The 12,756-nt window shown below is 67.3% G+C and carries 15 protein-coding genes; 7 read left to right on the top strand and 8 right to left on the bottom strand.

The window, feature by feature from the left end; all coding sequences use genetic code 11:
* The first annotated feature begins 13 nt into the window (after nucleotides 1-13).
* From BLTE_RS02970 to BLTE_RS02985, 4 genes are read left to right on the top strand one after another with little or no spacing between them, the layout of a single operon-like run.
* Nucleotides 14-673, top strand: coding sequence for a TetR/AcrR family transcriptional regulator (locus BLTE_RS02970; RefSeq protein ID WP_126397481.1), 660 nt, complete (start codon nucleotides 14-16; stop codon nucleotides 671-673).
* Nucleotides 670-1,446 (top strand): HlyD family secretion protein, encoded by a 777-nt coding sequence (locus tag BLTE_RS02975; RefSeq protein ID WP_126397483.1) that lies wholly within the window; start codon nucleotides 670-672, stop codon nucleotides 1,444-1,446. The genes BLTE_RS02970 and BLTE_RS02975 overlap by 4 nt, the downstream gene beginning before the upstream one ends.
* Nucleotides 1,443-2,384, top strand: a complete 942-nt coding sequence (locus BLTE_RS02980) for an ABC transporter ATP-binding protein (RefSeq protein WP_126397485.1) — start codon at nucleotides 1,443-1,445, stop codon at nucleotides 2,382-2,384. Before BLTE_RS02975 ends, BLTE_RS02980 begins: the two co-directional genes overlap by 4 nt.
* Complete coding sequence (locus BLTE_RS02985) at nucleotides 2,381-3,529, top strand: ABC transporter permease (RefSeq protein WP_126397487.1); 1,149 nt, start codon at nucleotides 2,381-2,383, stop codon at nucleotides 3,527-3,529. The genes BLTE_RS02980 and BLTE_RS02985 overlap by 4 nt, the downstream gene beginning before the upstream one ends.
* A gap of 91 nt (nucleotides 3,530-3,620) precedes the next feature.
* On the opposite strand, the gene BLTE_RS02990 is transcribed toward BLTE_RS02985, so the two are convergent.
* Nucleotides 3,621-4,130, bottom strand: a complete 510-nt coding sequence (locus BLTE_RS02990) for a DUF6803 family protein (RefSeq protein ID WP_126397489.1) — start codon at nucleotides 4,128-4,130, stop codon at nucleotides 3,621-3,623.
* 77 nt (nucleotides 4,131-4,207) lie between these two features.
* On the bottom strand, nucleotides 4,208-4,591 hold the full coding sequence (locus tag BLTE_RS02995; RefSeq protein WP_126397491.1) for a hypothetical protein: 384 nt from the start codon (nucleotides 4,589-4,591) through the stop codon (nucleotides 4,208-4,210).
* Between the two features lie 143 nt (nucleotides 4,592-4,734).
* Between BLTE_RS02995 and BLTE_RS03000 the strand changes: the two genes are divergently transcribed.
* Nucleotides 4,735-5,481, top strand: a complete 747-nt coding sequence (locus BLTE_RS03000; RefSeq protein ID WP_126397493.1) for a proteasome-type protease — start codon at nucleotides 4,735-4,737, stop codon at nucleotides 5,479-5,481.
* A gap of 67 nt (nucleotides 5,482-5,548) precedes the next feature.
* Here BLTE_RS03000 and BLTE_RS03005 read toward each other — a convergent pair whose 3' ends face one another.
* The 4 genes from BLTE_RS03005 to BLTE_RS03020 form a co-directional block, all read right to left on the bottom strand.
* Nucleotides 5,549-6,154, bottom strand: a complete 606-nt coding sequence (locus BLTE_RS03005) for an exopolysaccharide biosynthesis protein (protein ID WP_160140494.1) — start codon at nucleotides 6,152-6,154, stop codon at nucleotides 5,549-5,551.
* Between the two features lie 176 nt (nucleotides 6,155-6,330).
* Nucleotides 6,331-6,612, bottom strand: a complete 282-nt coding sequence (locus tag BLTE_RS03010; RefSeq protein ID WP_126397497.1) for an usg protein — start codon at nucleotides 6,610-6,612, stop codon at nucleotides 6,331-6,333.
* Nucleotides 6,613-6,740: 128 nt separating this feature from the next.
* Nucleotides 6,741-6,941 (bottom strand): hypothetical protein, encoded by a 201-nt coding sequence (locus BLTE_RS03015; RefSeq protein WP_126397499.1) that lies wholly within the window; start codon nucleotides 6,939-6,941, stop codon nucleotides 6,741-6,743.
* 333 nt (nucleotides 6,942-7,274) lie between these two features.
* A complete protein-coding gene (locus BLTE_RS03020; RefSeq protein ID WP_126397501.1) occupies nucleotides 7,275-8,057 on the bottom strand; it encodes a 3-hydroxybutyrate dehydrogenase in 783 nt (260 codons plus the stop codon).
* Nucleotides 8,058-8,357: 300 nt separating this feature from the next.
* Between BLTE_RS03020 and groES the strand changes: the two genes are divergently transcribed.
* A complete protein-coding gene (groES, locus tag BLTE_RS03025) occupies nucleotides 8,358-8,672 on the top strand; it encodes a co-chaperone GroES (protein WP_126397503.1) in 315 nt (104 codons plus the stop codon).
* Nucleotides 8,673-8,890: 218 nt separating this feature from the next.
* On the top strand, nucleotides 8,891-10,525 hold the full coding sequence (groL, locus tag BLTE_RS03030; RefSeq protein ID WP_126397504.1) for a chaperonin GroEL: 1,635 nt from the start codon (nucleotides 8,891-8,893) through the stop codon (nucleotides 10,523-10,525).
* Between the two features lie 389 nt (nucleotides 10,526-10,914).
* Here groL and BLTE_RS03035 read toward each other — a convergent pair whose 3' ends face one another.
* Together BLTE_RS03035 and BLTE_RS03040 are read right to left on the bottom strand one after the other, a co-directional pair.
* On the bottom strand, nucleotides 10,915-11,766 hold the full coding sequence (locus BLTE_RS03035; RefSeq protein ID WP_126397506.1) for a transglutaminase family protein: 852 nt from the start codon (nucleotides 11,764-11,766) through the stop codon (nucleotides 10,915-10,917).
* A gap of 29 nt (nucleotides 11,767-11,795) precedes the next feature.
* Nucleotides 11,796-12,737, bottom strand: a complete 942-nt coding sequence (locus tag BLTE_RS03040) for an alpha-E domain-containing protein (protein WP_126397509.1) — start codon at nucleotides 12,735-12,737, stop codon at nucleotides 11,796-11,798.
* Nucleotides 12,738-12,756 lie beyond the last annotated feature (19 nt).

The raw sequence follows: 12,756 nt of genomic DNA on the forward strand, positions 1-12,756 counted from the left end.
TCATTGTTTTGGCATGACCACGCCGAAACCAGCCGGGACAGGCCGCACCCGGCGCCAAAGGGCGCCGGACGGTGCCGAGCGCACCGAGAAGGGCGCGGCGCGGCGCGCCGCCATTCTCGATGCCGCGCTCGACGAATTTGCCGCGCGCGGCTTCGCCTCGGCCCGGCTCGACGACGTGGCCCGCCGGGCCGGCGTCGCCAAGGGCACCATCTATCTCTACTTCAAGGACAAGCAGGCGCTGTTCGAGGAGCTGGTGCGCACCAATCTGGTGCCGCACATCGCCGCTATCGAGGCGATGCCGGCGGAGGGGCCGCTGCGCGCCCGCGTCGAGGCGTTCGCCGAGCACTTCGTGCGCGAGGTGCTGATGACGCGGCGTGCCGACGTCATCCGGCTGGTGCTCGCCGAGGGGCCGCGCTTTCCGGCGCTTGCCGAATTCCATTACCGCGAGGTGGTGCAGCGGGCGCTGACGGCGCTGCAGCGGCTGATCCAGATCGGGGTGGAGCGCGGCGAGATCCGGCACGAGGCGCTGGCGCGGTTTCCGCAGCTTGTCATGGCGCCGATCATGATGGGGCTGATCTGGACCGGGCTGTTCAACCGCTTCGCGCCGCTCGATGTCGCCGCGATGATGCGCGCCCATCTCGACATGCTGTTCGCGCCGGGGAGGGAGCCATGAGGCGTCCGATTGCGTTCGCGGTTTCCATCCTGGCGGCGCTGGCGCTGGCGGCGTGCGACAAGCCGGCGACGTTCTATCAGGGCTGGGTCGAGGCCGACATCATCTATGTCGGGCCGGACGAAGCGGGGCGCGTCGAGACGCTGTCGGTGAAGGAGGGCGACACGGTGGCGCGCGGCGCCGATCTCTTCACCCTCGATGCCGATCTGCAGAAGGCCGACCTCGGCATCGCCGAGGCGGCGCTGGCCAATGCCAAGCGCGCCTTCGAGCGCGCCGACGACCTGCTCAGGACCAAAACCGGCTCGCAGAAGAATTTCGACGACGCCCAGGCGCAACTGCGCGACACGACCGCGCGGCTCGATGCGGCGCAGACCCGCCTCGTTCGCCGCAAGGTGTCCAGTCCGGTCGATGGCACGGTGCAGCAGCTCTACTTCCGCGTCGGCGAGCTGGTCGCCGCCGGCCGGCCGGTGGTGGCGATCCTGCCGCCCGGCAATCTCAAGGTTCGCTTCTTCCTGCCGCAGACCGAAATTGCCCGCATCGCGCTCGGCGACAAGGTTCAGGTCGCCTGCGACGGCTGCGTGGCGGGGATTTCCGCCAAGGTCAGCTTCATCTCGCGCAGCGTCGAGTTCACCCCGCCGGTGATCTACAGCCTGGAGGAGCGCGCCAAGCTGGTGTTCATGGTCGAGGCGGTGCCGGACCAGCCGGACAAGCTGCGGGTCGGCCAGCCCATTCAGGTGAGGACCGCGGCGATGGCCGGGCGGGAGACGCGGCGATGACCGCGCCGGCCATCGCCATCGAGGTCGAGGGCCTGACCAAGTCGTTCGACGGCCGGCAGGTGGTGCGGAACCTGTCGATGACGGTGAAGCGCGGCACCATCTACGGCTTTCTCGGCCCCAATGGCTCGGGCAAGACCACCACCATCCGCATGCTGTGCGGGCTGCTCACGCCGGATTCCGGCCGCGGCACCTGCCTCGGCTACGACATCCGCACCGAGGCCGACAAGATCAAGCTGCACGTCGGCTACATGACGCAGCGCTTCAGCCTCTACCAGGATCTCTCGGTGCGGGAGAATCTGGAGTTCATCGCCCGGCTCTACGGCATTCCCAATGCGCGTACCGCCGCCGAGCGGATGATCGCGCGGCTCGGGCTTGAGGGTCGCGGCGAGCAGATTGCCGGCTCGCTGTCGGGCGGCTGGAAGCAGCGCCTCGCGCTCGGCGCCTGCACGCTGCCCAAGCCGCAGCTTCTGTTGCTCGACGAGCCGACGGCCGGCGTCGACCCCAAGGCGCGGCGCGAGTTCTGGGCGCAGATCCACACGCTGGCGGCGGAAGGGCTCACCGTGCTGGTCTCGACCCACTACATGGACGAGGCCGAGCGCTGCCACGAGATCGCGTACATCGCCTATGGCGACCTGCTCGCGCACGGCACGGTGGACGAGGTGATCGCCGGCTCGGGCCTCGTCACCTTCACCGTCAGCAGCCGCGGCGACAATGGCGGCTTGGCGCAGCTCGGCCACGCGCTGGAGGCCGCGCCCGGCGTCGACATGGTGGCGCCGTTCGGCACCAGCCTGCACGTCTGCGGCCGCGACCGGGCGGCGCTGGAGGCGGCGATCGCGTCCTATCGCAGCGATGCGTCGCTGGTGTTCGAGCCGGCGGAGCCGACGCTGGAGGACGTGTTCATCGACCTGATGACGCGGGCGAAGGACAATTTCCAATGAGCGCGGCCGACACCATGCCCCGTCGCCGCGGCGGCTTTTTCCGCCGGGTGTTCGCGATGGTGGTGAAGGAGTTCCTGCAGCTCCGGCGCGACCGCGTCACGCTCGCCACCATGGTGTCGATCCCGCTGCTGCAGCTCGTCCTGTTCGGCTACGCCATCAACACCACACCGCGCTTTCTGCCCACCGCCGTGCTGATGCAGGAGTCGAGCGATGTCGGGCGCTCGATCGTCGCGGCGCTGCAGGCCACGCGCTATTTCAAGGTCACGCGCATCCTGCACACCGAGGAAGAGTTCGACCGGGCGCTGGCCACCGGCGAGGTGCTGTTCGCCGTCGAGATTCCGGCGGGCTTCGAGCGCGCTTTGCGGCGCGGCGAGATGCCGGCGCTGCTGATCGCCGCCGACGCCACCGATCCGGTCGCCACCGGCTCGGCGCTGGGCGCGCTCGACAAGCTGGTCACCACCGCGCTGATGCACGCCCGCGCGATCCCCGACGCCACGAACCCCGCCTTCGAGATCCGCCAGCACCGCCGCTACAATCCGGCCGGCGTCACCCAGCTCAACATCGTGCCGGGGCTGCTCGGCACCATCCTGACGATGACCATGCTGATCTTCACCGCGCTGTCGGTGACGCGGGAGACCGAGCGCGGCACGATGGAAAGCCTGCTGGCGCTGCCGATCTCGCCGCTGGAGATCATGCTGGGCAAGATCCTGCCCTACATCCTGATCGGCGCCTTCCAGGCCTGCCTCATCCTCACCGCGGGCGTGCTGCTGTTCGACGTGCCGGTGTTCGGCAGCCTGCGGCTGCTGGCGGTGCTGACGACGCTGTTCATCGCCACCAATCTCGCCATCGGCTACACCTTCTCGACCATCGCCCAGAACCAGCTTCAGGCGGTGCAGATGACGATGATGTTCTTCCTGCCCAACATCCTGATGAGCGGGTTCATGTTCCCGTTCTCGGGCATGCCGCGCTGGGCGCAGTGGATCGGCGAATGCCTGCCGCTCACCCATTTCGTGCGCATCGTGCGGGCGGTGATCCTGAAGGGCGCGACGTTCACCGACCTCAGGATGGAAGCCGCGGCGCTGGCCGGCCTGATGCTGGTGGCCATGATGATCGCAGTGACCCGCTTCCGCCGCACGCTGGATTGAACCAACGGCCGCGAAAGCTGGCCGTTGGTTCCGTATGATGCGGATTCCGGGAGATCGCGGTGCGACCTCCCAGCGATGACCGATAATCGTCTCAGTGCATCTCGTGGCCGTGGGCCGGCTGCTGCGGCATCACCCCGCCGGCCAGCGTCGGGTCGGTCATGCCGGCGATCATCGCGATATGGGCGACGATCAGGAACAGGCCGACAAAGGCGGCGTGCAGGCCCATGCGGGCGTGGTCGTCCTTCAATCCCCGGCCGATCAGGCCGAGATCGAGCGCGGCGATGCCGGCAAGCGGCACGACGCCGGCGAGATAGGCGACCACCGCGACGACGTCGATCGGCCCGCGCCAGCCGCCATCGCTGGTGAGCGGCACCACGACATTGGGCACGAGATAGGCGAACACGCCGATGAAATAGAGCCCGACGACGATGCTCGCCGTGCGGTTCAGCGTGCGCACAGCACCGTGATAGCGGCGGGTGTAGAGGAGATAGAGCTCGGTCACGGCGACCGTCTCGGCCAGGATCACCGGCACGGCCATGAAGATAAGGAGGTTCCACGGCTGGTTGACGGCCAGCAGCTCCATGTAATGGGTCATATTCATCGGTTGATCATCCGATCCAAGGCAGGGATGGGCGGGCGCGGGTGGCGCCGGCGATTGCGTTGGGAAAGGTCGGAGGATCAGCCGCGCGGCGGCGGGGTTGGCGGGCGCGCGGCGAGGGCGCCGGGGTCGCGTTCGCTGCCGGCATCGATGCGGGCCACCAGCCGCTCGGCCGGGATGGCCGCCGGCTCGTCGGGCAGCTTGATGCCGCACAGGCCGCAACCGCCGAGCCCGAAGCAGGGCGCGGTGTGCTCGGTTGGCGATTGCCCGGCCGGCGATTGATCGGGCAGCGATTGATCGGGCGTTGATTGATCGGGGAGTACGGGCGGGCTCGGCGTGGGGTGGGGTGCCGCGTGCGCCGCAGCGCCCGCCGCGTGGCAATCCGCAACACCGGCCGGCGCCGCCGCGACGACAACGACGGCGAGCAGCAACCCGGCGAACAGCACAGCCATGAGCTTCAGCACGCCGCGACCCTAGCACACGGTTTCGGCGAGATCACCTCGGCATGCCGGGAGACTGAAGGCCGCAATCATCGGCGCGCGCCGACCGCCTGCCATTTGACATCGGGCTTTGCTATGACTGCCCCGAACCTGGGGGATGACGACCGATGACCTATTGCTGCGGACTTCTGGTGCGCGACGGCCTGGTGATGATTGCCGACACCCGCACCAATGCCGGCCTCGACAATGTGTCGACCTTCCGCAAGCTGCACGTGTTCGAGCGGCCGGGCGAGCGGGTGATGGGATTGGCCTCGGCCGGCAACCTGTCGATCTCGCAGGCGGTGGTCAGCCTGCTGGCGGAAGGCATCGAGAATTTCGACACCGGCGAGCGCGAGACGCTGCTCAGCGCGCCGACCATGTTCCAGGGGGCGCAGCGCATCGGCAAGGCGATCCGCATGGTGCACGCGCTCTATGCCGCGGGCCTTGAGGAATCGAAGCTGTCGTTCGACGTGTCGTTCCTGTTCGGTGGCCAGATCGCCGATGGCAAGCTGGAACTCTACATGATCTATGCCGCCGGCAACTCGATCATGTGCACCCGCGACACGCCCTATCTGCAGATCGGCGAGCACAAGTACGGCAAGCCGATTCTCGACCGCTCCTGCACCTTCGAGACCGATCTCTATGACGGGCTCAAGATCGGGCTGATCTCGATGGATTCGACCATGCGCTCGAACCTCGGGGTGGGCATGCCGCTCGACGTGCTGGTGGTGCGCCGCGATTCGCTGCACGCCGAGCTGAACTACCGGATCGAGCCCGGCGAGCCCTATTTCCACGATCTGCGCGAGCGCTGGTCGGCCGCGCTGCGCGCCGCCCACAATGCCATTCCGCGGCCGCCCTACCGCATGCAGAAATGACCGCGAGTGCTGGGGATCGGGGCGCCGTACGGTTTCCGGCCGATCAGGCCGGGAAACCGCATTCCGATCAGAAGGCGATCGCCTCGAAGCCCATCACCAGACCGGCGAGCATGCTGGCCACCGCGATGACCGCCACCGTGCCCAGGGCGTAGCCCACCGCGACCACCCGGCCGTCGTGCTCAAGGAGGCCGAGCGACAGCACCGCGATGGCGATGCCCGGCGGAATGTTGCCGATGATCGGCACCGGCAGCATCATCGCCACCGCCAGCACGGCGATCACCGCGCCGAACACCTGCCGGCCGGTGCCGGAGGTGAGAATCTGCAGGCGCGGCGAGGCCAGCCGCTCCACCCGCACGATCCAGGGCAGCGCCTTCTCCAGCACCTTGGCGAAGCTGCCGCGGGCAAATCCTCGGGTGCGGATGGCGGCCGGCAGCCAGGGCTCCTCGCGGCCGAAGGCGAGCTGCAGCGCCAGGATCAGCACGGCGCAGCCGGTGATCACCGAGATGCCGGGCACCATCGGAAAGCAGTTGGGAATGGCAAGCACCAGGAACAGCGCGCCGAACGCCTTGTGCTCCAGGCGGTGGAAAATCTCGCCGAACGTGACTTGGCCATCGGGATCCCCGACCGCCAGTTCGGACAAGAGATCAGACGTGCGGCGACCGGCGGCGGACATACTCAACTTCCCTGTGCCCGCCATTAGGTGTCTTAGGCCGCGGGCGAAATCAAGGCTCGGTCGCAGCCCTCCGTGTCATCCCGCTGCCGGATCTGATCCGGATACCTCCTTGGTGTGTTGCCGGCTGGTCGCTCATGCGGTCTCCGGGAGGCCGGGGGGCGCTCCCGGAAACCCTGTCAGTGCAGCCGGAACAGGCCGTCGACCATCTTGAATTCGGCCGGCCCGATCAGCCGGCAATGCGCGACGGTGACCGAGTGCAGCGGCCCTTCGAGTTGGCGCTGCCAGAACTCCAGAAACCGGGTCAGCGTCGGAAACTCGGGATAGAGGTCGTATTCCTGCCAGACATAGGACTGCAGGAACCGGGGATAGTCGGGCAGACGATAGAGGATTTGGGCCGTGGTCAGACCGTAACCGGCGACCTGCTTGCGGAAATCGTCGCTCACACCAGGGCTCATCATGTCGTCATGCTCCTTCAGGACGGCGGGGAAGGATTGTCGGAACAGCAGCGGCCAGGGACAAGTCACAATTCGTTTTCCAACGCCGGATCAAGGCGTTGGCAGCATTGATGGCGAATTGCTGACAATGTTCAGCGCGTTGTGGCTGCGCGCGGCGCGATGGCGGCCAGGCGGTGCGCCGCCTGGCCACCGACCGGCAGCTCGCCGGTGAGGCCGAGCGCAACGACTTGGCGTTCCTTGACGGCGACGGCCGGGCCTTCCCCGGCGGCGGCGAACAGCGCAAGCAGCCCGGTACTCGACAGGGCCAGCAAGGACAGGCAGCGAACCAGCATATCGACCTCCACGATGTCGACGGCGCGTCCGCAGGACCGTGCGGACGGCCGCACAATTCACCATGCAAGCGATGGTCCAGCCGCTGCCGGTACCAATCCGTTAACGATGACGCTTCCGTGACCCGCTGGCGAAAATGCCGCACTCGCGGGGCCTGCCGGGGCGGGGCCGGTCTCGTCCGTGGGGGCGAATGACTGGAGGAAAGGGCAGGGCGCCAAGCGGCGCCGCAGCCGCAACGCTGGTTGCTTAAAAATCAGGCAGAATGCGAAATTGCTCGAAATTGCGGCGGGTAGCCGGTGCCGGCCGCCCGCCGGATGTTGAGGCGCGGGCTGGATTCACTGCGCGGTCCAGCCGCCGTCCATGCTGAGCGAGGTGCCGCGCAGGTTGGAGGCGGCGTCCGAGCACAGGAACAGCACCAGCTCGCCGAGCTGCTCGGGCGTGACGAACTGCTTGGAGGGCTGCTTCTCGCTCAACAGCTCGCGGCTCGCCTCCTCATTGCTGATGCCCTTGCGGGCGGCGATGGCGTCGATCTGCTTCTGCACCAGCGGCGTGAGCACCCAGCCGGGGCAGATGGCGTTGGCGGTGATACCGGTCTCGGCCGTCTCCAGCCCCACCACCTTGGTCAGGCCGAGGATGCCGTGCTTGGCGGCGACGTAGGCGGACTTGTTGATCGAGGCGACGAGGCCGTGCGCCGAGGCGATGTTGATGATGCGCCCCCAATTGCGCGCCTTCATGCCCGGCAAGGCGTACTTGATGGCGTAGAATGCCGCCGACAGGTTGATGGAGAGCACCTGCTCCCACTTCTCCTCCGGGAAGTCCTCCACCGGCGACACGAACTGGATGCCGGCATTGTTGACCAGAATGTCGAGCCGGCCGAACTGGGCGATCGTTGCCTCGATCAGCCCCCTGGTCTCGGCGGGCTTCGACAGGTCGGCGCCATTGTAGGCGGCGCGCACCTTGTGGGTTTCGGCGATGCCCGCCCGCAGCTTCTCGATCTCGGCCGGCTCGCCGAAGCCGTTCAGCATCACGTCGGCGCCCTTGGCGGCGAGCGCCTGCGCAATCCCCAGCCCGATGCCGCTGGTCGAGCCGGTGACCACCGCCACTTTGCCCTTCAACATGTTCGTCTCCCCGTTTCCCGTTCCTCGCGGACCGTACGGTCCCGCTGAACCGTTCCGGTGCAGCTTACACGATGGCGGCGGGATGGAAGACGCCGGCTGCGTGTCTGCCGCAACGTGATGCTGGACCGGCCAGCGACATGTTGGCACTCCCCCGCAGCGAGTGCCAATTTTTTGCCGGGCCCCTCTTGCGGGGGGCTCGGGTGTCGCCTATCTGGCGGCTCGGACGGCGGCCCGCCTGAAGAGGGGGTGCCGGTCTCTGCGTGATTTATTCAGCAAACTCAATGTTTCAGGAGGAATGACATGAAGTTCCGGCCGCTCCATGATCGCGTCGTGGTCAAGCGCATCGACGCTGAGCATAAGACAGCCGGGGGGATCATCATTCCCGATACGGCCAAGGAAAAGCCCCAGCAGGGCGAAGTTCTGGCGGTCGGCCCGGGCGGGCGCGACGAAGCCGGCAAGCTGGTCGCGCTCGACGTCAAGGTCGGCGACCGGGTGCTGTTCGGCAAGTGGTCGGGCACCGAGGTCAAGATCGACGGCACCGAGGTGCTGATCATGAAAGAGTCCGACATCATGGGCGTGATCGACGGCGCCGAGGCCTCCAAGAAGGCTGCCTGAAATTGCAGGCTGCTTGAAACGGCAGGCTGCTTGAGACGGCAGGCTGCTTGAGACGGCAGGCTGCCTGAACAGCGAAAGCTGCCTGAGAGACTTCGCCTGATACGGCGCAGATGAGACGGCCGGGCCGGGCTCGGCCTCCACTTCGGACCCGATTGGAACGACGGCGGACCGCTCCGCCCGCCCGCGCACTGCGGGCGCGACAACCCAAGGACTGATCCATGGCTGCGAAAGACGTCAAGTTCTCCACCGACGCCCGCGAGAAGATGCTGCGCGGTGTCGACACCCTCGCCAATGCGGTGAAGGTCACGCTCGGCCCCAAGGGCCGCAACGTCGTGCTCGAAAAGTCGTTCGGCGCGCCGCGCATCACCAAGGACGGCGTCACCGTCGCCAAGGAGATCGAGCTCGAGGACAAGTTCGAGAACATGGGCGCGCAGATGGTGCGCGAGGTGGCCTCGAAGTCGTCCGACCTTGCCGGTGACGGCACCACCACCGCCACCGTTCTCGCCCAGGCCATCGTGAAGGAAGGCGCCAAGTCGGTCGCCGCCGGCATGAACCCGATGGACCTGAAGCGCGGCATCGACCTTGCCGTCGAGGCGGTGGTCGCCGACCTGCAGAAGAACTCCAAGAAGGTCACCTCCAACGACGAGATCGCCCAGGTCGGCACCATCTCGGCCAATGGCGACGCCGAGATCGGCCGCTTCCTCGCCGACGCGATGAAGAAGGTCGGCAATGAGGGCGTGATCACGGTCGAGGAGGCCAAGAGCCTCGCCACCGAGCTCGACGTGGTCGAGGGCATGCAGTTCGACCGCGGCTACATCTCGCCCTACTTCGTCACCAATGCCGAGAAGATGCGCGTCGAGATGGAGGATCCCTACATCCTCATCTACGAGAAGAAGCTCTCCGGCCTCAACGAGATGCTGCCGCTGCTCGAAGCCGTGGTGCAGACCTCCAAGCCGCTCGTCATCGTCGCTGAGGACGTCGAGGGCGAGGCGCTGGCCACGCTCGTCGTCAACAAGTTGCGCGGCGGCCTCAAGGTCGCGGCCGTCAAGGCGCCGGGCTTCGGCGATCGCCGCAAGGCCATGCTGCAGGATATCGCCATCCTCACCGGCGGCACTGCCATCAGCGAGGATCTCGGCCTGAAGCTCGAGAACGTCACGCTCGCCCATCTCGGCCGCGCCAAGAAGGTGGTGATCGAGAAGGAGAACACCACCATCGTCGACGGCAATGGCGCGAAGGCCGACATCGAGGCCCGCGTCGCCCAGATCAAGGCCCAGATCGAGGAGACCACCTCGGACTACGATCGCGAGAAGCTGCAGGAGCGTCTGGCCAAGCTCGCCGGCGGCGTTGCGGTGCTGCGCGTCGGCGGCGCCACCGAGATCGAGGTGAAGGAGAAGAAGGACCGCGTGGACGATGCCCTGCACGCCACCCGCGCGGCGGTCGAGGAAGGCATCCTGCCGGGCGGCGGCGTGGCGCTGCTGCGCGCGGTGAAGGCGCTCGAGTCGCTCAAGCCGGCCAATGACGACCAGAAGACCGGCATCGAGATCGTCCGCCGCGCCATCCAGGCGCCGGCCCGCCAGATCGTCACCAATGCCGGCGATGACGGCTCGGTGGTGGTCGGCAAGATCCTCGAGAAGTCCGACTACGCCTTCGGCTACGACGCCCAGACCGGCACCTATGGCGACATGTTCAAGGCCGGCATCATCGACCCGACCAAGGTCGTGCGCGCCGCGCTGCAGAACGCCGCTTCGGTCTCGGGCCTGCTGATCACCACCGAGGCGATGGTGGCCGAGCTGCCGAAGAAGGCCGTGGCCCCGGCGATGCCGGGCGGAGGCATGGGTGGAATGGACTACTGATCGCGCCAGCGATCAGACGGACCGGTACTTCGAACGGGATACGCGGGGCGGCTTCGGCCGCCCCGTTGCGTTTGGTGCCCCGTGGGATTGAAGCTTGCCGATGCGTAGCTTGATGCTGTTCCCAGGGGACCGGCTCGGCTCTCTTCTTCCCTCTCCCCTTGCGGGAGAGGGTGCCGAGCGATCGAACGATCGCGAGGCGGGTGAGGGGTGTCTCTTCAGGCGTGCGAACGTACGTACCCCTCACCCGGCTCGACCTCGCTGACGCTCGGTCTCGCCACCCTCTCCCGCAAGCGCGCGCGCCCGGGCGCGCGCAAGCGCGGCCCGGGTGGGAGAGGGAAGAAAGCGGCGATCAATCGGGAAACCTGCGAGCCGATCCCGCGAGAAGCCAGTCAGCTCTGGCTCTGCCGCTGCATCTGGCTCTGGGCCGACATCGGCGACTGGCCGACATGGACCTCGACGGTGAGGCTTTCGCCCGCGCCGCCGCGGCGACTGCCGCGCACCGGGGCGGCGCCGAGATAGTCGAGCCCCATGGCGACGCGGACGTGGGCGTCGGTGATGCAGATGCCGTTGGTGGCGTCGAAGCCGATCCAGCCGAGATCGGGCACGAACGCCTCGGCCCAGGCGTGGCTGGCCTCCGCCTCATCTCCGTCGCTGCCGCTGAAATAGTAGCCGCCGATATAGCGCGTCGGGATGCCGAGCCGGCGGGCGGTGGCAATGAAGATGTGGGTGATGTCCTGGCAGACGCCACGCTTCAGCGCGAAGGCCTCGGCGGCGGTGGTCGCCGCGTGGGTGGGGTCGCGGTCATAGACCATGTCGTCGTTCAGCCGGGTGAGCAGCGCGTGCAGCCGGCTGAGGGGGGCGGGCTCGCTGCTGCCGGCGATGTCGAGCGCGAACGCCTCGATGGCCGGGTCGGCGCGGGTGAGGTCGGTTTCGCGCAGGAACAGCGACACCGGCAGCCGCTCCACCGTGCCGCGCACCACGCCGTTGGTGTCCTCGGTCTCGACTTCGCCGGCGACCAGCACGTTGAGCTGGTCGATATGGCCATGCACCGAGAAGGTGTCGGTCAGATTGCCGAAGGCGTCCTCGTGGCGCTCCAGCCGGCAGTCGGCCGAAACCTCGACGCGCCAGTCCACGACATATTGGCCGTTATGGTTGCGCGGTGCCAGACGCAGGATCTGAATCAGCCCATTGACCGGCTGCTCGTAGCGGTAGCGGGTTTCGTGGCTGATGCAGATTCGCATGTCGGCGCGCCGGATGGATCAGCAGACTATCACACGAGATACTGTTCGGTCACTTCGCTGCCGAGCCGATGATTGTCGGCGAGGAAGCCGGTGATGAACTCGTGCAGGCCGGTGCCGAAGATGGTCTCCATGCGGGCGTTCTGCAGCCGGGCGCGCATGGCGCGGGCGTGGCGCTGGGCCGAGCCCTGGCGGCCATACTGCTGGGCCAGCATGTCGAGATAGCGGGTGATGTTCTCGTAGCAGCTCGCCAGCGAGCGCGGCATCTGCTCGTTGAGGATGAGGAAGTCGGCGACCAGCCAGGGCTTGACGCTCTGATTGTAGACCCAGTGGAACGAAGTGACGGCGGAGACCGCGCGCAGCACGCTGGTCCACTGGTAGTAGTCGAGCGCGCCGCCGACATGCGACTGGTCGGGCAGCAGCAGGTGGTATTTCACGTCGAGGATGCGCGCGGTGTTGTCGGCGCGCTCGATATAGTGGCCGAGCCGCTCGAACCAGTAGGAGTCGCGGCGCAGCATGGTGCGCGAGGCCGAGCCGTCGAACAGCAGCGAGGCTTCCTTGACCTTGTTGAGGAAGCGGGTGACCTCGTCGCGGTCGAGCTTGCGACGGTTGAGCTTCTTCAGCTCCAGCCACACGTCGTTGACCGCCTCCCACATCTCGATGGTCAGCGCGGTGCGCACCGCGCGCGCATTGGCGCGGGCGGTCTCCAGACAGCTCACGATCGAGGACGGGTTCTCCGGCGAGAAGGCGAGGAACTCGGTGACGGTGCGCTCGGTGGCCTCGCGATAGTGCTTGTGGAAGGAATCGGCGCAGCCGGTGGTGGCGAGCGCCGATTCCCACTCGTTGGAGGAGCCGCCATAGGAGGTGGGCAGCGAGGCCATGCGCTGGGCGACCTCGATGGTGCGGGCGACGAACTCGGCTCGCTCGACGTAGCGGGCCAGCCAGTAAAGATTGTCAGCGGTGCGCGACAGCATGAGCGTGGCCAGAGGACAG

Source organism: Blastochloris tepida, from assembly GCF_003966715.1.
In the GTDB taxonomy this organism is placed as follows: Bacteria; Pseudomonadota; Alphaproteobacteria; order Rhizobiales; family Xanthobacteraceae; genus Blastochloris; species Blastochloris tepida.